Origin of the sequence: Plantactinospora veratri (assembly GCF_036421995.1) — a bacterium.
GTDB lineage: Bacteria > Actinomycetota > Actinomycetes > Mycobacteriales > Micromonosporaceae > Plantactinospora > Plantactinospora veratri.
Genome location: NZ_JAZGQL010000012.1, coordinates 71,631 through 90,540 on the forward strand (window position 1 = coordinate 71,631; position 18,910 = coordinate 90,540).

Annotated in this window: 16 protein-coding genes; 3 read left to right on the plus strand and 13 right to left on the minus strand. The window is 70.9% G+C overall.

The annotated features are described in order from the left end of the window. Nucleotides 1–263 precede the first annotated feature (263 nt). Together gcl and V1634_RS17160 are read right to left on the minus strand one after the other, a co-directional pair. Complete coding sequence (gcl, locus tag V1634_RS17155; protein ID WP_331208834.1) at nt 264–1,988, minus strand: glyoxylate carboligase; 1,725 nt, start codon at nt 1,986–1,988, stop codon at nt 264–266. 231 nt (nt 1,989–2,219) lie between these two features. Continuing rightward, entirely contained in the window at nt 2,220–3,221 is a 1,002-nt protein-coding gene (locus tag V1634_RS17160; protein ID WP_331208835.1) for a 2-dehydropantoate 2-reductase, read from the minus strand. A 198-nt stretch (nt 3,222–3,419) separates the two neighbouring features. On the opposite strand from V1634_RS17160, the gene V1634_RS17165 reads away from it, so the two are divergent. Beyond that, nucleotides 3,420–3,623 carry a DUF397 domain-containing protein gene (locus tag V1634_RS17165; RefSeq protein WP_331208836.1) on the plus strand — a complete coding sequence of 68 codons (204 nt, stop codon included), beginning with the start codon at nt 3,420–3,422 and terminating at the stop codon, nt 3,621–3,623. A 19-nt stretch (nt 3,624–3,642) separates the two neighbouring features. Here V1634_RS17165 and V1634_RS17170 read toward each other — a convergent pair whose 3' ends face one another. From V1634_RS17170 to V1634_RS17190, 5 genes are all read right to left on the minus strand, one after another. Further along, nucleotides 3,643–4,887 carry a hypothetical protein gene (locus V1634_RS17170; protein ID WP_331208838.1) on the minus strand — a complete coding sequence of 415 codons (1,245 nt, stop codon included), beginning with the start codon at nt 4,885–4,887 and terminating at the stop codon, nt 3,643–3,645. Beyond that, nucleotides 4,884–5,867 carry a carbohydrate ABC transporter permease gene (locus V1634_RS17175; protein WP_331208839.1) on the minus strand — a complete coding sequence of 328 codons (984 nt, stop codon included), beginning with the start codon at nt 5,865–5,867 and terminating at the stop codon, nt 4,884–4,886. Before V1634_RS17175 ends, V1634_RS17170 begins: the two co-directional genes overlap by 4 nt. Nucleotides 5,868–5,890: 23 nt before the next feature. After that, a complete protein-coding gene (locus tag V1634_RS17180; protein ID WP_331208840.1) occupies nt 5,891–6,871 on the minus strand; it encodes a carbohydrate ABC transporter permease in 981 nt (326 codons plus the stop codon). An 83-nt stretch (nt 6,872–6,954) separates the two neighbouring features. Then, entirely contained in the window at nt 6,955–8,274 is a 1,320-nt protein-coding gene (locus V1634_RS17185; protein ID WP_331208841.1) for an ABC transporter substrate-binding protein, read from the minus strand. 165 nt (nt 8,275–8,439) lie between these two features. Continuing rightward, nucleotides 8,440–9,342: a helix-turn-helix transcriptional regulator gene (locus V1634_RS17190; protein ID WP_331208842.1), complete on the minus strand. Its 903-nt coding sequence runs from the start codon at nt 9,340–9,342 to the stop codon at nt 8,440–8,442. A gap of 89 nt (nt 9,343–9,431) precedes the next feature. Here V1634_RS17190 and V1634_RS17195 point away from each other — a divergent pair, with 89 nt between their 5' ends. Then, entirely contained in the window at nt 9,432–10,469 is a 1,038-nt protein-coding gene (locus V1634_RS17195) for a LacI family DNA-binding transcriptional regulator (RefSeq protein WP_331208843.1), read from the plus strand. A 69-nt stretch (nt 10,470–10,538) separates the two neighbouring features. On the opposite strand, the gene V1634_RS17200 is transcribed toward V1634_RS17195, so the two are convergent. The 5 genes from V1634_RS17200 to V1634_RS17220 all read right to left on the minus strand — a co-directional run bounded on the left by V1634_RS17200 (nt 10,539) and on the right by V1634_RS17220 (nt 16,570). Next, the gene (locus V1634_RS17200) at nt 10,539–11,486 is read right to left on the minus strand and encodes a zinc-binding dehydrogenase (protein WP_331208844.1); all 948 of its coding nucleotides are present in this window, start codon (nt 11,484–11,486) and stop codon (nt 10,539–10,541) included. 16 nt (nt 11,487–11,502) lie between these two features. Next, on the minus strand, nt 11,503–13,611 hold the full coding sequence (locus V1634_RS17205; protein ID WP_331208845.1) for a hypothetical protein: 2,109 nt from the start codon (nt 13,609–13,611) through the stop codon (nt 11,503–11,505). Nucleotides 13,612–13,669: 58 nt separating this feature from the next. Continuing rightward, nucleotides 13,670–14,590, minus strand: coding sequence for a sugar phosphate isomerase/epimerase family protein (locus V1634_RS17210; RefSeq protein WP_331208846.1), 921 nt, complete (start codon nt 14,588–14,590; stop codon nt 13,670–13,672). Further along, complete coding sequence (locus V1634_RS17215) at nt 14,587–15,324, minus strand: phytanoyl-CoA dioxygenase family protein (RefSeq protein WP_331208847.1); 738 nt, start codon at nt 15,322–15,324, stop codon at nt 14,587–14,589. The genes V1634_RS17210 and V1634_RS17215 overlap by 4 nt, the downstream gene beginning before the upstream one ends. A 157-nt stretch (nt 15,325–15,481) precedes the next feature. Beyond that, the gene (locus V1634_RS17220; protein ID WP_331208848.1) at nt 15,482–16,570 is read right to left on the minus strand and encodes a Gfo/Idh/MocA family protein; all 1,089 of its coding nucleotides are present in this window, start codon (nt 16,568–16,570) and stop codon (nt 15,482–15,484) included. Between the two features lie 203 nt (nt 16,571–16,773). Here V1634_RS17220 and V1634_RS17225 point away from each other — a divergent pair, with 203 nt between their 5' ends. Next, nucleotides 16,774–17,961 (plus strand): endo-1,4-beta-xylanase, encoded by a 1,188-nt coding sequence (locus V1634_RS17225; protein WP_331208849.1) that lies wholly within the window; start codon nt 16,774–16,776, stop codon nt 17,959–17,961. Nucleotides 17,962–17,992: 31 nt separating this feature from the next. Here the strand turns inward: V1634_RS17225 and V1634_RS17230 are convergent, their stop codons facing one another. Then, nucleotides 17,993–18,898: a nucleoside hydrolase gene (locus V1634_RS17230; RefSeq protein ID WP_331208850.1), complete on the minus strand. Its 906-nt coding sequence runs from the start codon at nt 18,896–18,898 to the stop codon at nt 17,993–17,995. Nucleotides 18,899–18,910: the final 12 nt, after the last annotated feature.

The following is an 18,910-nucleotide window of genomic DNA, read 5'->3' on the forward strand; positions in this document are numbered from 1 at the left end:
CGAGAATCGATCGGGCGCTGGCGCCCCATTGTGGGTTATAGCATACAGTAGTCCAGATGCACTTCTCTGTCGGCAAGGTGCATTGACCGGCAGCGATCTGATTCCGTGATCCGGCCGACGGGGTGGTTCGGGGGATCGGGCAGCAGACCTGACCGGTCGGACCCGACCGCGACCGCCGCTACGGCAAGCGCGCCCCGACCGCAGGCCGGGACGCGCTTGCTCCGCTCCGCCACAGGTCCCGCTCCCGGGACCACCGGGCCGGCTCAGCCCGAGACCGCGTCCCGGTACTCGACCTCCGGCACCGGCTCGAACTCGTTGACCTGCGCGATGGAGAGCCCGTGCGCGGTGTTCGCCTCCCGCTCGATCATCACCTCGACCAGCACCGGACGGCTGGTCCGCCGGGCCTCCTTGCTGGCCCAGGCCAGGGCGTCGGCGATCTCGTCGGGCCGCAGCACCCGGCGGCCGGCGCAGCCGTACGCCTCCATGATTTTGACGTTGTCCGTGCCGTACTCGTCGTAGTGGATGTCCACCTCGTAGTTCATTTCGTAGCCGATCTCCGCCTGCCGGATCAGCCCGAGATACTCGTTGTTCAGCATCACCAGTACGAAGGGGATGTTGTACTGCGCGGCGACCGCGAGTTCCTCGACCAGGAACTGGAACGAGTAGTCGCCGACCACCCCGACCACCTCGGCGTCGGGTCGGGCGGACTTCACCCCGATCGCCGCCGGGATCTCCCAGCCCAGCGGGCCGGCCTGGCCGCAGACCTGGTAGTGCCGGGGCTTGAAGACCTGCTGGAACTGCCCGGACCAGATCTGGTAGAGGCCGATCGCCGTGACGAAGTAGGTGTCCGGGCCGAAGAACTCGTTGATCTCCTTGAAGACCCGGGGCGCCTTGACCGGTACGGAGTCGAAGTCGTCCCGGCGGACCAGCGTCTCGCGCAGCTTGCGGACCAGCGAGACCCATTCGGCACGGTCCCGCCGCACCCCCCGGCGCCGTACGGCGTCGAGCAGCGCGGCGAGGAAGGCACCGGTGTCCGAGACGATCCCGAGGTCCGGGCCGAACACCTTGCCGAGCTGGGTCGGTTCGATGTCGACGTGGACGAACTTGCGGTCACCCCGGTAGGTCGGCAGGTCCCCGGTGTGCCGGTCGCCGAACCGGGCGCCGAGCGCGAGCACCAGGTCGGATTCCAGGAAGGACGCGTTGCCCCACCGCTGGGTGGTCTGGATGCCGGTCATCCCGGCGAAGAGGTCGTGGTCCTCCGGGATCGCGCCCTTGCCCATCAGGGTGACCTGGACCGGGATGTTCAGCGTCTCGGCGACCTCCCGGAGCAGGTCGGTGGCCTCGCCGATGATCACTCCGCCGCCGGCCAGGATCAGCGGTCGCTCGGCGGCGAGCAGCATGTCCAGGGCCCGCTCGACCCGGGGCAGGTGGGGTTCGACCCGGGGCACCGGCAGCGGGGCGTCGATCGAGGCGTCCCACTCGATCTCCTGCCGCGCCACGTCGATCGGCAGGTCGATCAGTACCGGTCCGGGGCGCCCGGAGCGGGCGATCCGGAACGCCTCCCGGAAGATCCAGGGCGCCTGGGCGGCCTCCTTGACCTGGACCGCCCACTTCGTCACCGGCTTGGCGATCTCGACGATGTCGACCGCCTGGAACGCCTCCTGGTGCAGCTTGCTGGTCGGCGCCTGGCCGGTGATGCAGACCATCGGGATCGAGTCCGCCTGTGCCGTGTAGAGGCCGGTGATCATGTTGGTGCCGGCCGGGCCGGAGGTGCCGATCGCGACGCCGACCCGGCCGTTGGTCCGGGCCCAGCCGTCGGCCATGTGGGTGGCGCCCTCCTCGTGCCGGACGATCAGGTGCCGGATGTCGCTGCGCCGCAGCGCCGCGTAGAGCGGCAGGATCGCGGCGCCGGGGCAGCCGAAGGCGATGTCCACGCCCTCCGAGGCGAGCACCGAGACGACCGCGTCCATGCAGGGAATCTTGGCCATGCGTTCAGACCTCCGGGTAGTGGCGTAGGTCGGGAAGTTGTCCTGTGGATTGGCGAGATCGCCGGGCCGGGACGGGGATCGGTGCGTCCGGTGCGTCCCCTCGGCTGACCGGCACCGGATCCCGGTGCCCGGCAGGACCGTCAGGAGGTCTGCATACAGTATTCTGTCGGCAGTACCAGTGCAATACCTGCCCGGCGTCTCGCCGGTACGCCGGTGGTGGTGGCGTACCGGTCAGGCCGCCGTCGCGCTGGGGGTCGGCGCCGGCCGGGCCATGGTCTTGGCCAGCAGCTCGGTCGCGGCGTAGATGGTGCGCAGCGTGGGTGCCGGCGCACCGGTGATGTCGGCGATCTCCACCACGGCGGCGACGACCGCGTCGAGTTCCATCTCCTTGCCCGCCTCGAGGTCCTGCAACATCGAGGTCTTGTGGTGGCCGACCCGCCGGGCGCCCTCGACCCGCTTGCTGATCGAGATCTCCGGCGTGCTGCCGACCCGGTTGGCGATGTCGAGCGTCTCGGCCATCATCTGCTCGACCACTCGGCGGGTGCCCGGGCTCTCGCAGATCTCCGCCATGGTTGCCCTGGTCAGGGCGCTGATCGGGTTCAGCGAGACGTTGCCCATCAACTTGATCCAGATATCGTCCCGCAGCCGCGGCTCGACCGGACACTTCAGCCCGCCGGCCACCATCGCGTCGCTGAACCGCTGGCACCGCTGCGAGATTGTGCCGTCCGGCTCCCCGATGGAGAACCGGGTCCCCTCCAGGTGCCGGATCACCCCGGGCGACTCGATCACGGTGGCCGGGTAGACCACGCAACCGATCGCCCGTTCCGGGGCCATCACCGCCGAGGTCGCCCCGCCCGGGTCGACGGCCTCGATCCGCTGGCCCTGGTACGGCCCCGGGAGCTTGTGGAAGTACCACCACGGGATGCCGTTCTGCCCCGCGATGAGGGCGGTCCCCGGGCCGAGCAGCGGTTCGAGCAGCGGCCCCGCCGAGGCGTAGGAATGCGCCTTGAGGCCGAGGAACACGTAGTCCACCGGGCCGACCTCGCGCGGGTCGTCGGTGGCGTGCGGGTGCGCCGAGAAGTCTCCCCGGGGGCTGTGCACCCGTACCCCGTGTGCCCGCAGCGCGGCCAGGTGTGCGCCGCGGGCGATCAGTTGGACGTCCACCCCGGCCCGGCACAGGGACGCACCGACGTACGCGCCGATGGCGCCGGCTCCGAGCACTGCAACTCGCACGGGCTGCTCCCTTCTCGTACGACGTCCGCGCGGCGCCGAGGCGACGCGGCAGCGGCGTGCCCTTCCGTATGCGTTATGCTGACTACAGTATGCAATCTGGGTTCGGGCTGACAAGCCTCGAGGGTGCCTGGGAGGCCATCCGGCCAACGCTCTATCCGGTGAGCGAAGCCTGGAACTGATCATGAGGACGGCTGAGAAATGGACCTGACCACCGCCCCGAACTGGCGCAAGTCGACTCGCAGCGACAGCGGAACCTGTGTCGAGGTGGCCGACAACCTTCCCGGCCGGGTCCTCGTCCGGACAAGCAAGGACCCGCGCGGGCCGGTCCTGACGTTCACTCCTCGACAGTGGTGCGGCTTCGTCGACCTGGACACGCAGCCAGACGTCAATCCCGGCCGCTAGTCGGCGGAGCAAGCCGGTGTCAGGCCGGCGCGATCCGGGGGATCGTCGGGGCGTCGTGGTTGACGTCCGGGCCGAAGAACTTGAAGACCACCAGATCCCCGTCGCCGGTGTTCTCCACCAGGTGCGGCGCGGTCGCCACGTCGTGCGAGACGAGCAGCTCGTCCCGGTCGGCGTCGCCGCCGCGTACGTCGTGGCCGCAGTACCGTCCGTCACCCGACCAGACCAGGATCGAGTACACCCCGCGCTCCGTCGACCGGTGGGTCCGTCCCGGCGGCACCACGAGCTTCTTGCCGCTGAACTTCGGCGTGTTGTAGAAGATCCACCACTCCTGGCCGCCGTCGGCCGCGCCGGTCGGCTCGACCGGGCGCGGTGCCAGGTGGTTGTGCTCGTAGAAGTACGGGTCACCGTTGAGTTCCCACTCGACGAACCCGAGCGGGACCCGCTCGCCCTGCGCCTGCCGGTCCTCGGGCCGGACGTCCTTGAAGAGCAGTTCCTTGGAGATGATCCGGCCGGCGTTGAGCGCCTGGAACATGGCGAAGACGTCGGAGTCCTCCTGTAGCTCCACGGTCAGCGCGGTGCCGGGACCGTGCAGCACCCCGGACGGTACCTGGAAACCGTCGTCGGGCACCTGGAGGTAGGCCCGGGAGTGCCGGAGGATCAGGTCACTGTCCCAGTCGACCAGGTACGGCAGCAGCACGTCGTACGCCCGCTCCCGGACGATCCACGGATGCACCCCGAAGAACGTCTCCGGGTGCGGGCCGGTCTCCACCCCGGCGGGGAAGTAGTAGGCCTCGTCCTTCGAGCGCCGCCCGACCAGCTCGGCGAAGCGTTGCGGCGGATGGATGTGGTACGGGATCCGCGCGCCGTAGTCGAGCAGCTTGGCGAGCCGGCCGAGCCCCTCCGGATGGCTCGCCGCGTAGGCCGTACCCATGATCGCGGCCGGGTCGGCCCGTACCGCGTCCCGCAGCGTCAGCCGGGGCCGCCCGTCCCGGTCGACGACGTGGCCGAGCCCCTCGTCGGGCGGGCCGATCCGGTTGTCGGCCCGGGTGGTCGAGCCGAGCCAGCGTTCGCAGACGAAGCCCCGCTCGCCGAGGTCGTAGGCGTCCCCGGCGAGGCCGAGCCGCCGGCCGGGCGGGACCAGGTCGCGGGCGACGAAGGCCGGCGCGAGCCGGAGCACGCCGTTGCCGTCGCCCAGGAGTTCCTCGACCAGCGCCCTGGTCGCGCCGTTCTCCGCCCCGGTCGGGCCGCTGCCGTTCTCGGTCATCCTTTTAGTCCGCTCATCGATATGCCCTGGATGAACCGGCGTTGGAACACCAGGAAGGTCACGATCATGGGCAGGGTGGCGACGACCGAGCCGGCCATCAGCAGGTTCCAGGATGTCCGATTCTTCACGACGAACAGGGCCAAACCGAGCGGAGCGGTGTATTTGTCGGAGCTGGAGATGACGATCAGCGGCCAGAGGAAGTCTTCCCAGGCGTAGGTGAAGGTGAAGATCGCCGTGGCGGCGAGGGCGGGGCCGCAGAGCGGCAGCACCACCCGCCAGAAGACCCGGAACTCGCCGGCACCGTCGATCCGGGCCGCGTCCAGCAGTTCGTCGGGGATCGCCAGCATGTACTGGCGGAGCAGGAAGATGCCGAACGCGCTGACCGCCCCGGGCAGGATCAGCCCCCAGTACGAGTCGAGCCAGCCGTGCCCGCCGGCGCCGAGCGCGTCGTTGCCGCCGAAGAACGGTATGTGCTTGAGCACCAGGTAGTTCGGGATCAGGGTCACCTGCGGCGGCACCATCATGGTGGCCAGGAAGAGCAGGAAGATCGCGTCCCGGCCGGGGAACTTCCGCTTCGCGAAGGTGTAGGCGGCCAGCGAGTTGAAGAACAGTTGCAGCAGGGTCACCGAGGTGGCCACGAAGGCACTGTTCAGGAACCAGCGCCAGGCGCCCTCGCTGCCCTGGGCCAGCTCGCCGGCCTTGCCGATGCCGAAGAAGCCCTTGTAGCCGTCGAGGGTCGGATTCTCCGGGATCCACTGCGGCGGCCAGGAGAAGATGTCGCCGACGTGCTGGAACGAGGCGCTGACCAGCCAGGCGAAGGGCGCGACGAAGAGGATCGCCCCGGGTACCAGGATCAGGTAGCAGACGGCGAGCCAGAGCCGGCGTCCGAGCACCGGCCGGCGGGCCGGTCCGGAGGCCGGGCTCGGGACCCGGTCCGGTCCGGTCGGGGCGGGTGGCGGGTCCTGCACGCTGGTGGTCACGACGGCTCCTCGGTTTCCTCGACTCACAGGTCCGCCTTCCGGTAGAGCCGGAGCTGGATCGCCGTGAAGACCAGCAGGAGTACGAACAGCCCGTAGGCGAGGGTGCTGGCGTACCCCATCTCGTAGAACTTGAAGGCGGCCTCGTAGATGTAATAGACCATCGTGGTGGTCCGGTTGACCGGGCCGCCGCCGGTCATGATGTAGATCTGGGTGAAGACCTGGAACGAGCCGATGATGCCCATCACCATCAGGAACAGCGTCGAGGGGGCCAGCATCGGCAGCGTCACGTAGCGGAACCGGGCCCACGGCCCGGCGCCGTCGATCCGGGCCGACTCGTAGAGCTGGTGGGGGATGGCCTGTAGGGCCGCCAGGTAGACCACCATCGAGAAGCCGGTGCTGGCCCAGACGCTCATCAGCACCACGGCCGGCATCGCCAGGTTCTTGTCCGAGAGCCAGACCAGCGGCTCCCTGATCAGGTGGGTCTTCAGCAGGTAGAAGTTGATCGGGCCGAAGTCACCGTTGTAGAGCCACTTCCAGACGATCGCCGCCACCACGAACGGGGTGATGTTGGGCAGGAAGTAGAGGGTACGCAGCAGGCCCCGACCCCGGATCGGCTGGTTGAGCAGCAGGGCGACGCCGAGCCCGACGGCCATGCCGAGCGGCACCGAGGCGCCGGTGAAGTAGGCGGTGTTGATGATAGAACGGCGGAAGTCCTCGTCCTGCACCATGTCCCGGTAGTTCTGCAGGCCGACGAAGGGCTTCTCCGGCTCCAGGATGTTCCACTCCCGGAACGTCAGGTAGAAGGCGAAGCCGAGCGCGAAGACGGTGAAGACGGAGAAGAGGATCAGGCCGGGGGCCAGGAAGGCGTACGCCGACCGCTCCCGCCAGGCCCGCCAGAGCGTTCCCCGTACGCCGCGTCGCCGTCGGCCGGGTCCCGGGCCGGGCCGACGGGTTTCCCCGTTCCGGTCCGGAGCCGGGGTCCGGGATGCGGTCAGCGCCGCCATACCGTTGCCACCACCATTCCTCGCTCGCCCTCCCTGCCCGAAGAGTTGCCGGGCCGGCCGCGCAGGGCGGCCGGCCCGGTTCCTCACCTGATGATCTTCTCGGCCTCCGCCGCGGCCGCGTCCAGTGCCTGGTCGGCCGTCTGCTCGCCGTACATGGCCTTGGCGAGCTGCTCGTTCAGGGCCTCCTCGATCTTCGGCCAGTCGGGGTTGGCGACCACGTTGCTGACCCCACACGGCATGGCCTCGGCGAAGCCCTTCAGCACCGGCTTGGTCGCCACCAGGTCGGGCGACTCCAGCAGGCTGGTGATCGGCGGGAGGGTGGTGCCGTCCTCGGACTTGTAGGTCCACTGCGCGACGTTGTCGGGCTTGGAGAGGAACTCGATGAACTTCCAGGCGGCGTCGGTCTGCTTGCTCTGGCTGAAGATGACCAGGGCGTCACCGGCGATGGTGGTGCCGCAGCCGGCCGAGCCCTTCGGCAGCGGCGCCGTGGCCCACTTGCCCTCGATCGCCGGGAACTCGTCGGCGAGGGTGCCGGCGAACCACGAGCCCGCGACGTACATCCCGACCTGACCGTTGGCGAAGGCCTGGCGGCCGTCGTACGAGTTGGAGTTGAGGTAGTCCTTGGGGGCGTACTTCGCCAGGTTGACGTAGAACTCGGCGGCCTTCTTCCCCTCGGCCTTGTTGAACAGCACCTCCTTGCCGTCGTCGGAGAGCAGGTGGCCGCCGTTCTGCCAGAGCCAGGGATACCAGTAGTACGCCGCCTCGGGCGAGCTGGCGAACATCGCGTGCCCGTAGGTCCGCTTCGCCGGGTCGGTCAGCGCCTTCGCCGCCGCCTCGTACTGCTCCCAGGTGGTGGGCGGGCCGCTCAGCCCGGCGGCGGCGAAGAGGTCGGTCCGGTAGAAGAGCGCGGTCGACTCGCCGTCGAAGGGCAGCCCGTACATGCTGCCGTCGTAGGTGGTGAAGGTCTTGAACGCCGGTACGTAGGCGTCGGCCTTCACGATCTCGCTGCGCCGCAGGTAGTTGTCGAGGTTGACCAGCGCCTTGCGGGAGGCGAAGTTGGCCGTGGTGCTGGCGTCGATGAAGGCCACGTCCGGCGGGTTCCCCCCGGCGATCTGCGCGGTCAGCTTCTCGTTCGCCTCCTCGGCGGGTACGTTCTGTAGTTCGATCTTGATGTTGGGATGCTCGGTCTGGAACTGCTGGACCAGCTTCTTCATCTCCGGCTGCTCGCCGACCCAGGAGGCGAACGAGATGGTGACCGGCGCGGTCGGCTCGGGGACCGGTCCCTCGCCGGCACCGTGGTCGGTGGCGGACGAACCGCCGCTGGAACAGCCGACCAGGGCCGAGGCGGCGATGGTGGCCGTCGCGACCACCGCCAGGATTCCGCGGGGCGAGCGATGCTTCATCGGATCAGCTCCCTATGTCGTTGCCGCCAATGTGGTGGGGTCACGGCTACCTAGGTGCAAAACGTTTGGCATGCTGCGGCTAGGGTCATCCGCCCGGCCAGGGATGTCAAGAGATCTCGGGTAACAAACGCAACGGGTTGGTAATCGGTGGTTAACCGGCCACGGTCAGCCCGGATCGGGCGACCCCGGCTCGCCCGGCGGTGACGGTCTCGGGTTACGCCCGGCCGACGGCGCCTGACCGAACCGGCGCCGGTACGCCCGCCCGAAGTGCGACGGGCTGTTGAAGCCGGCCGCGTGGCAGATCTCGGTGACCCCGAGATCCGTCGAGGCGAGCAGCGACCGGGCGAAGCGCAGCCGGCGAGCCTGCAGATAGGACTGGAAGGAGACCCCGACCACCTGGCCGAACCGCTCGCTGAAGTAGTTCGGCGACAGGTGCACGTACCCCGCCACCTCGGCCAGGGTCAGCGGCTCGCGGAACCGTCGCTCGATGTACTGCACCGCCCGCCGGATGTCGCCGCCGGCCGGATCGGCACCGCCGCGCGGCTCCGGACCGGACTCCGCCGCGACCGGCTCCGCGCAGCGCCGGGCGAGTTCGATCAGGATGCAACCGAGCACGGCGTCGGCCAGCGCCGCCGCTCCCGGCCGCCGGCCGGCGGAGGACTCGCGCCAGAGCCGGTCGAAGTCGGGGCCGAACGACGGGTCGTCGGTCAGCCAGGGCGGCCCGGCGACCCCGGCCGGGACCGGCAGGGCCCGGTCCAGCCACCGCTCCGCCACGTCCGGCTCGATCACGACGTTGTAGCAGCTCAGCGGCGTGGCCGAGGAAACGTGCAGCTCGTGGAAGTCGGTGGGGGTGAGCAGGAAGACGCCGCCCGGCCGGAGCGGCCGGGACACCCCGTTCACCACGTGCCGGGCGGTCCCGTCGAGGACGTAGCCGAGTTCGTAGTAGTCGTGCCAGTGCGCCGGCACGTCCCGCAGGTCCGGGCGCATCACCTGTACGCCGGAACCGCCCGGGACCAGCCCGTCGGCGACCAGCCCGTCGATCATGTACCGGTCGAGGAGTCGGGTCATCCGGGTTCCTCCGTCGATCCCGCAGGAAAACGTTTTGCTACGGTACGGACCGACACCGCAGCGGTCAACGACGCGAGAGGGCGAGGTCGATGTCGCAGACACGGCCGCCGGCACCCGGTCCCGACGAGACCCGGGTGACCCTGGTCCAGGTGGCGAAGCTGGCCGGGGTGAGTCCGACCACCGTCTCCCACGTGCTCTCCGGCAAGCGCTGGGTCGCCGAGGCCACCCAGGAGACCGTCCGGGAGGTGATCCGACAGCTCGGCTACCGCCCCAACAACGTGGCCCGGAGCCTGCGTACCCGGCGGTCCCGGATGGTCGCCGTGGTCGTACCGGACATCACCAACCCGTTCTACGCGGTGCTCACCCGAGGGCTCGCCGACGCGGTCGACGGCGCCGGCTACGGCAGCTACGTCTGCAACACCGACGGCGTCCCCGAACGCGAGGACGCCTTCCTGGCCGACGTACGCGACCGGGGGGTGGACGGGGTGGTGATGGCGGCCGGCGACGTCACCGCCGAGCTGCGGACCGGCCCGGCCGGCCTCGGCATCCCGGCCGTCTGCGTCGGCGGCGCCCTCGACGACGACCCGCACGTCGACCTGGTCACCCCGGACGACGGCGTCGGCTCGCACGCCGCCGTGAGCCACCTGATCCGGCGGGGCGCCCGCCGGATCGGCATGATCGAAGGGCCGGAGGCGACCGGCTCGGCCCGTGACGAGGGATACCGGCGGGCCCTGCGCGAGCACGGGTTCACGGTCCAGCCGGAGCTGATGGTGCGCGGCGACTGGACCCGGCCGGGTGGCCGGGCCGCGATGGACCGGCTGCTGGCGCTGCCGTCGGACCGCCGTCCGGACGCGGTGTTCTGCGCCAACGACCTGACCGCGATCGGTGCCATCGACGCCGTACACGAGCGGGACCTGACCGTGCCGGACGACATCGCCGTGGTCGGCTTCGACGACGTGGACGCCGCCACCATCGTCAACCCGCCGCTCACCACCGTGCGCAACCCGGCGTACCAGACCGGGCAGAGCGCCGGTGAGCTGTTGCTCAGCCGGATGACCGGCGAGTACACCGGGGAGGGCCGGACCATCGTGCTGCCCTGCCCCCTGGTGGTCCGGCGCTCCGCCTGAGCGATCAGCGACCCGCTTCGAGCAGGCAGTGACCCGCTTCGAGCAGGCAGTGACCCGCTTCGAGCAGGCTCAGTCGAACGTCACCGTCGCCTTCGCGAAGCCCGGCGGCTTCTCCCGGGCGGCCCGGAACGCGGCGTCGACCTCCGCCAGCGGGAACCGGTGCGTGACCAGGCCGCGCAGCGAGACGGCCCCGGAGACGAGCAGCCGCATGCCGACCGTCATCCCGCGCATGATGGTGCCGACGTCCCGGTAGTGCGCGTTGACGATGCCGAAGGCCATCCAGTTCCAGTGCGCCAGGTTGATCTGGCGCGGCGCCCCCTGGTGGAAGCCGACCAGCACGATCCTGCCGCTCATCCGGGTCACCTTGCCGACCGCGTCCAGCGCCGCCTGCCCGCCGGTGCACTCGAACGTCAGGTCGGCGCCGCGCCCGCCGGTCAGCTCGCCGACCACCTCGGCCAGCGACTCGTGCCGGACGTCCACCACCCGGGTCGCGCCGAGCGCCCTGGCCCGGTCCAGCGCGTCCGGCCGGGTGTCGGCCACCACGAGCTGCCGCACCCCGCGCAGCCGGACCAGCGACTGCACCAGGTTGCCCATGAAGCCGGCGCCGATCAGCACCACGTCGTCGCCGAGCCGCACGTCGGCCTCCTCCACCGCGTTGACCGCGCAGGCCAGCGGCTCGGCCAGCACCTCGGCCAGGGGTACGTCGCCGGCCGGCCGGCAGTGCGCGGCCTTCGCCGCCACGTACTCGGCGAAGCCGTGCGAGGTGACCCAGACCCCGACCGGGTCACCGACGGCGAACGAGTCGACGTCGGCGCCGACCGCGGCCACCGTGCCGCTCACCTCGTGGCCGAGGTGGCGCGGGTAGTCGACCGGCGGATCACCGGCCCAGGTGGCCAGCTCCGACGCGCAGACCCCGCTGGCCGCGACCCGGACCAGCAGCTCGTCCGGGCCGATCTCCGGCGGCGGTACCTCGGCGATCTCGAACCGCTCCGGACCGGTCAACACCGCTATCCGCATCCCTGCACCCCCCTGCTCAGTCCGCTGCGAAGACGACGACGGCGTACGGGCCGAGCGCGTCGAGCCGTACCGCGTGGAACCCGGCGCCGTCGACCCGTACGTCGAGCGGGGTGACCGTGCCGTCGCAGCCGTACGCGGTGGCCGCCGGCAGCCGCTCCGGCAGCCGTACCCGAAGCTCCAGGTCGGCGACCGGGCGTACCCGGTCGTCCTCGCTCCGGTAGTCGTAGTTGACCAGGTGGACGGCGGCCGACCCGTCCGCCAGGCCGGCGATGTTGGCCGCGACCGAGCCGGTGCCGGCGGGCGCGGCGAGTTCGACCTGCCGGCCGTGCGGCAGCAGCGTCGCCAGGTCGTCCGAGGTCGAGCCGGTCAGCCCCGGATGGCCGAGCAGCGCCGCCCGGTCCGCGTCGCCGAGGTTGTCGCCGAGCCCGCCGACCCGGACCACCCGGCCGCCGCCGTCGAGGTAGCCGCGCACCGCCGCGAGCTGGGCCGGGGTCAGGTGGGTGCAGGCCGGCAGCAGCACTGTGGCGTAGCGCCGCAGCACGTCGGCGGTGAGCCGGTCCGGCGCCGTGCGGTCGTCGGGGAAGAGCAGCACGTCGAAGGGTACGGCGGCGCCGGCCAGCGCCGAGGTCACCTCCCGGTACGGCACCCGCACGCTCTCGTCCCGGGCGTTGCGCAGGTTGTCGCCGATGTCGGCCCGGGCCACCAGGTCCCGGTTGCTCTCCACGCTGTAGACCACCGCCACCTCGTTGCGGCTGCCCCGGGCGAAGAGCCGCTCGCGGTCGGCGAGGAAGCCCTGGATCTCGGCCGCCAGCTCGTGCGGGGCGTAGAAGGAGTCCTCGATCGTCGCGCCCATCCAGGAGCCGTACGGCACCGCCATGTTCACCCCGAACGCCGCCGCCTCGTAGCAGGAGAGCCGCAACAGGTCGTGCCCCCGGCCGTTCTTCAGCAGCTCGACCAGCTCGGGCACCACCCCGCCGTACGGGTTCTCCACCACGATGACGTCCTTGTCCCCGGCGAAGCCGGCGACGTAGCGGTACCACTCCGGCTGCCGGTACGTGGTGTTGCGCATCTCGGTGACGATCACGTCGACGTCGTCGGCGAGCCCGAGGTACTGCGGGTCCATGTTGAAGAAGTTGCCGGAGACCAGCACCTTCCGTCCCCTGCTCGCCGCGTAGGACCGGGCGTGCGCGGCCAGCTCGGCGAAGTGCCGGCGGATCGCGTCGCACTGGAACCGGTAGTACGCCCCGAACAGCGGTGTCGCGTCGTGCCGGTCGGTGAAGTCGTAGCCGCGCTCCAGCAGCCAGTCGCCGTAGTGGAAGGTGTCGAGGTCGACCCCGTCGAGCAGCGGGTCGCGTTCGGCGGGCGGCAGCGCGGCCAGGTACGCCCGGAAGCCCTTCATGCAGTCCTTGCAGAAGCAGCCGCCGTACTGGAGTGAGCCGAGCGGCAACTCCGTCTCGTCGAGCTGTACCCCGTCCACGCCCGCGTCGATCTGGATCCGGATGACCGCCTTGAGGTACTCCCGCCAGACCGGGTTGTTCCGGTCCATGTAGAAGCACTGGTGTTCGCGGTCCGGGCACTCGACCCAGCGGGCGTGCAGGGCGGTCTGCCGGATGTCCCGGGCGCAGCACTCCTCGATCAGGTCGGTGACCGGTTCGCCGTCGCTGTTGACCAGGCCGCCCGGGAAATAGTGCTCGACCGGCTTCCAGAGCAACGGGTAGCGGTTCTGGCCGAACTCCCGCAGCCCGAGCCAGTCCCGGTGCCCGACCCCGCGCAGCTCGTTGAGGGCGAGGATCTCGTCCTCGGAGGCGGAGAGTTCGACAGGGAACTCCCAGCCCTGCGCCTCGAAGATGATCCCGAAGACCTTGATCCCCCGGGCCTGGGCGGCGGCGATGAACTCGCTGTCGTTGACGAAGCCGTAGAACCGGGCCCGCGCGTCGACCGGGCCGAACGCCTCCTGTTCCAGGTAGGGCAGCGAGATCGAGCCGCCGCCGAGGGAGGCCCAGACCAGGGTGGTGGCCCGGTAGTCGACCAGGTCGTCGATCATCCGGAGCCGTCGGGGTGGCAGGCTCGGGTGGTAGCAGTGCTGTCGGGGGAACCAGGCGTCGAAGTACACGCCACGTTGCATGCCTCGGGCTCCTTGCGCTGGGGTGGGGGGGGGTGGGTGCGGTGCCGGCGGTCCGGTCTCAGGCGACCAGCAGCGGGTTGAGGGTGCGTTCGGCGATCACCAGGCCCTGCCGGACCCGTTCCGGCGTACCGGACCAGACCGGGTCCTCGTGTTCCACCGAGACGAAGCCGGAGTATCCGCCCTCGTAGAGGACGTCGACCAGCCGGCGCCAGTCCACCTCGCCGAGGCCGGGGACCCGGTACCGCCACCAGCCGCTGCTCCACGCCGACGGCTTGCCGACGAGCTGGCCGAAGACCCCGAACCGGTTCCGGGCGGCGGGGTCGACCTGGACGTCCTTCGCCTGCACGTGCCGGACCAGGTCGAGGTGCCCGGTCAGCGCCGCGACCGGGTCGATGCCGAGCCAGACCAGGTGGGACGGGTCGAAGTTGAGGAAGAGGCCGAGCCCGCCCAGCCAGTCCCACAGCTCCGGCGAGTACGCCAGGTTGGCCGGGTAGCCGTCCGGGTGCCAGCCCTCCATCGGGCAGTTCTCCACGACGAGCCGTACGCCCCGGTCCGCCGCGTACGCCACCAGCGGCGGCAGCACCTCCGCGCCGAGCCGCAGGTTCTCGGTCACCGTCCGGGTGACGTCCCGGCCGACGAAGGTGCCGACGTGTTCGCAGCCGAGCAGCGCGGCGGCGTCCACGCAGCGGCGCAGGTGCCGGTGCACCCGTTCCCGGGTGGCCGGGTCGGCGTGCAGGTTGTTCTCGTAGTAGGCGACCGCCGAGACGGTGAGGCCGTGCCCGTCCAGCAGGGCGCGGACCCGCTCCGCCGCGCCCGCGTCGAAGCCGTCGACGTCGAGGTGGCTCGCCTGCCACGGCCGGTCCGGCTCGCGGGGCCAGGCGGCCACCTCCAGCCCCCGGTAGCCGTGCCCGGCCGCCCACCCGGCGATCGCGTCGAGCGGTTCGCCGGGCAGGCAGGCGGTGAGCAGCCCGAGCCTCACCGCGGGTCCGGCTGGTAGGTGTTGCCGGCGCTGTCCCGGCCCCGGGCCAGCCAGATCTGCCAGCCCTCGTTCTCCGGCACCGGCAGCACCTTCACCGAGGCCGGGAAGTACCGCATCGTGTAGCCGGTCCGGCGGACGTCGCTGGTGTTCGGGCGGGCGCCGTGGATGATCCGCCCGTCGTGCAGCGAGCACTGCCCGCGCTCCAGCTCGAAGTAGACCGCCCGGCTCTCGTCGACGCCGGGGATCTCGGCGTGGAAGGTCTGCACGGTCTTGTCGGTCGGCACGTACTCGGAGAAGCCGCCGCCGTCGTGACTGCCCGGGATGACCCGCATGCAGCCGTTCTCCCGGTTGCTCGGGCCGAGCGCGAGCCAGACGGTGACGATCCGGTCGTACTCGCTGAGCCGGCCGTTCCAGTAGGCGCTGTCCTCGTGCCAGGGGGTGGCCCGGCCGACCAGCGGGTCCTTGGAGATGAAGTGGCTGGTCCAGAGCGCGATGTCCGGCCCGACCAGCGGCTCGACCAGGTCCAGCACCTCGTCGGCGAGGAGGAAGTCCAGCAGGCGGGGGTCGCGGAAGTGCGGGGTGTCCAGCTCGTCGGAGAGCTTCTCCCCCCTGTCGGCGAGATGCTCGGTGAAGATCTGTTCGAGCGCGTCCAGCTTCTCGGCGGAGAAGAGCTGGTCGCGGTTGAGGTAGTAGCCGTTGGTCTGGTAGAAGTCGACATCCTGTGCGGTCAGCACACCGAACACCTCCTGTTTGCCGTCGGTCGCCCGGGGGTGGCGACCGGTCGTGGCCGCCGTCTCGGGCGGTGACCTCGTCGGATCCGACGCTAGGCGAGTGGCCGGGACCGGCGCGGCGACTATCCCCGGCGGGACTCGACCTATCTTCGGCTCTGCCTCACGGCCGGCTCTCCGGCTGGGCCGCCATCACCCGGATCAGCTCGGCGAAGAGTTCCAGATCCTCGACGAAGTCCTCCGGTCCGGTCTTCGGCTGACCGCCCCTGGTGACGATCTCGTGGAAGTACTCCAGCTCGTGCGTGTAGGGGTCCTTCAGGTGCGGGCGGGACACCGACCGGTGCAGTCCGTCGCCCCGGGTCTCCTCGATGACCAGGGTGGTGGGGAAGTGCCGGACGTACGGGGTGTCGTACTGCACCCGCATGCAGGCGTGTTCGCCGTAGACCTCGATGTGCGCGTCGAACCGGAGCTGGGAGTCGACGCCGGTCTCGTAGGTGACCAGGAAGTCGTCGTACTCCAGCAGCGCGGCGAGGAAGCGGCCGTCCCGCCACTGCCGGGCGGCGGCCACTCCGCGCGGGCGGCCGAGCAGCTCGCGCATTGCCGAGAGGTCGTGGCTGCCCAGCCCGCAGAGCAGCCGGTACGCCCCGGCGAGCACCTCGGGCACCTCGCCCAGCGCGTCGGCGACCAGGGCCCGGCCCCTGGCCCAGCGCGCCTCGACCGCCGAGCGGGGGATGTCGGTCGGGCGGTCGACCCGCACCGTCTGGTCGATGATCAGTTGGTTGCGGCCGATGATGTCGTGCACCCGGACGTAGTTGATCTGGCCCAGTTCGCCGATCCGGCGGGTCGCCTCGACGAAGGCGGGGGCGAACCGCCGCATGTAGCCGACCATGACGCATGCGCCGGAGCGGTCCCGGGCGGCGATGATGCGCTCCGCCTCCCGCGGGCTGAGGCACATCGGCTTCTCCACCAGCACGTGCACGCCCCGGTCGAGCGCCGCGACCACCGCCTCGGCGTGGTACTCGTCGCTGTTGAGCACGAGTACGCAGTCCAGGTCGTTCCGGTCGAGCATCTCGGTGAAGTCGGCGTGCCGGTGCGGTACGCCGTATGCGCCGCCGACCCGGTCGAGCAGGCCGGGGGAGATGTCGCAGACGGCGGTGACGTCGTAGAGCTCGGGCAGCGACCGCAGGACCGGGAGGTGGACGACCTGGGCCACCTCACCCAGTCCGATCACCCCCAGGGAAAGCCGACTCACGCTGGACCCCTTCCGGTATGCAAAACGTTTGGCTACGGGTCGCGGGCAGCGTAACCGGTCGTCGACGAGCCGGGCAACAGATCCGCTGCCGGTCCCTTGCCGCCACTGCGGGCCGGCCGTAGGCTCCTGCCACACGTCGAACAAATCGTTTTGCAACTCCCGAGGCACCGTCCCAGCACCGTCCCTGCGAGGAGGGCAATCCCATGAACGACACCACCCTGTCCCGCCGATCCCTGATCCTCGGCGCGGCCGGAGCCGCCGGCCTGGCCAGTGGTGCCCTCGGCGTCACCGGCCCGGCCTCCGCCGGACCCGGCAGCCGACCCCGCGCACCCCACCCGCCACTGTGGAAACTCGCCAGGCCGAACGGCCTCGCCTTCGGCACCTCGCTGGCGACCTGGCACATGCCCGACACCGACTACCTCGACCTGGTCGGCCGGGAGGCGACCCTGCTCTTCACCGAGGACGACCTGCTCTGGTACCGGCTCAAGCCCACCCCGGACGCCGAACTCGACTTCAGCTACGCCGACCAGATCATCGGGTACGCCGAGAGCCAGCGGATGCGGGTCTTCGGCGCACACCTGGTCTGGGACGAGGGCTTCGGCGAGGGCTGGACCGAGGACGACCTCTGGGGCATGGGCGAGCAGCAGGCCCGGGAACTGCTCTTCGGCACCGCCGAGGCGGTGGTCAAGCGCTACCGTGGCCGGGTCGACGCCTGGAGCGTGGCCAACGAGGTCACCAGCCCCGAGGGGCAGCGCGGATTCCGCACCGACGTGCCGTGGTGGGAGACGATCGGGCCGTCGTACGTCGCCGAGGCGTTCCAGGTCGCGCACGACGCCGACCCGTCGGCGGTGCTCGTACTCAACGAGTTCGGCTTCGAGACCGTCAACGAGTACGGCGACGAACCCGGCCCCCGACGCCGGGCCACCCTCCAGGTCATCGACCGGCTACTCGCCGACGGCGTCCCGGTGCACGCCCTCGGGGTGCAGGCACACCTGCTCGCCGACCGGTTCGCCGACCGCTTCGCGGCCCGGGCCTACCTGAACTGGTTCTCCGAGGTCGCCGACCGGGGACTGGACATCCTCATCACCGAACTGGACGTACTCGACGACGGCCTGCCCGCCGACGTCACCGTCCGGGACGCCGCCGTCGCCGACGTCTACCGGCGATACCTCGACGTGGCGCTCTCGCACCGCGCGGTGAAGGCGGTGATGGCGTTCGGACTAACCGACCGCTACACCTGGCTGGAGGAGGACTACCCGCGTGAGGACGGTGCGCCCCGCCGGCCGCTCGCCTACGACGACGAACTCGCGGCCAAGCCGGCGTACCGGGCCATCGCGAACAGGCTCGACGCCGCACCCCGACGCGATCCACTCTGGACAGTGCCGGCCTGACCGTCGACCACCGCCCCTGCCGGGGGAGTGCTCAGCCGGCGGCGTCGACCACCTCGAAGTAGTGGTCGAGGGCGGCCCGCGGGCGTACCTCGACGGCGACCTCGTGCGGCGCCGACCCGGCAGCCGGGCTGTTCCCGCCGGCCGCCGGCCGGAAGGTGGTGTTCCCGGCGGCCGGCCCGCCGCCGGTGTCGACGGCGACCCCGCCCGGGGCGAAGGTGCACAGCGCCGGTGCGAAGAGCGTCATCGCGGCCAGCGGGTCGTGGAAGGTGACCTCCGGCCGCTCCGCGAACCAGGACGCCGCCATGTCGGCGACCGGCCGCAGCAGCGGGTTGGCGCACCGCTCCAGGAACGCGTCGGCGTCCATCCGCACCCGGGTGGTGACGTCCAGGCCGACCGAGCGGTGCACCGGCACCGGTGTGGCGTAGACCCGGGCGGCGGCGTACGGGTCGCAGTGGATGTTCCACTCCGGGCCGGGTACGGAGGTGAAGGCGCCGCCCATCAGCACCAGCGAGCGCAGCAGCGCGGGAACCTCCGGGTCGACCGCGAAGAGCAGTGCCACGTTCGTCAGCGGGCCGATCGCCAGCAGGGTCACCTCGCCCGGATGGGCGCGGATGGTCTGCCGCAGGAACTCCACCGCCGCGCCGGTCGGAAACGAGGTCTCGTGCTCCCACCGGGCCAGCGCGGCGGCCTGCGGCGGCGGGCCCTGCACCGGCGGACTCGCGAGCGGCTCGGCGGCTCCGGGGTAGATCGGCACGCTTCGTCCGGCCGCCCGGCACAGTGCGCTGGCCAGCGCCGCCCGGGCCGCCGGTTCGGCGCTGACCGTGGTGATGCCGAGCAGGTCGCAGTCGGGCTGCGCGAGCAGGTACGCGAGGCAGACGGCATCGTCGATGTCGTTGCCGATGTCGGTGTCCAGCAGGACGAGGCTTCGTTCGGCCATGATCGGTCCATT

Coding starts and splice junctions, on each gene's coding strand:
- V1634_RS17225 (WP_331208849.1), top strand. CDS start 16,774: ATGAACGACACCACCCTGTCCCGCCGATCCCTGATCCTCGGCGCGGCC.
- gcl (WP_331208834.1), bottom strand. CDS start 1,988: ATGGCCAAGATTCCCTGCATGGACGCGGTCGTCTCGGTGCTCGCCTCG.
- V1634_RS17195 (WP_331208843.1), top strand. CDS start 9,432: ATGTCGCAGACACGGCCGCCGGCACCCGGTCCCGACGAGACCCGGGTG.
- V1634_RS17180 (WP_331208840.1), bottom strand. CDS start 6,871: ATGGCGGCGCTGACCGCATCCCGGACCCCGGCTCCGGACCGGAACGGG.
- V1634_RS17165 (WP_331208836.1), top strand. CDS start 3,420: ATGGACCTGACCACCGCCCCGAACTGGCGCAAGTCGACTCGCAGCGAC.
- V1634_RS17205 (WP_331208845.1), bottom strand. CDS start 13,611: ATGCAACGTGGCGTGTACTTCGACGCCTGGTTCCCCCGACAGCACTGC.
- V1634_RS17170 (WP_331208838.1), bottom strand. CDS start 4,887: ATGACCGAGAACGGCAGCGGCCCGACCGGGGCGGAGAACGGCGCGACC.
- V1634_RS17190 (WP_331208842.1), bottom strand. CDS start 9,342: ATGACCCGACTCCTCGACCGGTACATGATCGACGGGCTGGTCGCCGAC.
- V1634_RS17185 (WP_331208841.1), bottom strand. CDS start 8,274: ATGAAGCATCGCTCGCCCCGCGGAATCCTGGCGGTGGTCGCGACGGCC.
- V1634_RS17230 (WP_331208850.1), bottom strand. CDS start 18,898: ATGGCCGAACGAAGCCTCGTCCTGCTGGACACCGACATCGGCAACGAC.
- V1634_RS17200 (WP_331208844.1), bottom strand. CDS start 11,486: ATGCGGATAGCGGTGTTGACCGGTCCGGAGCGGTTCGAGATCGCCGAG.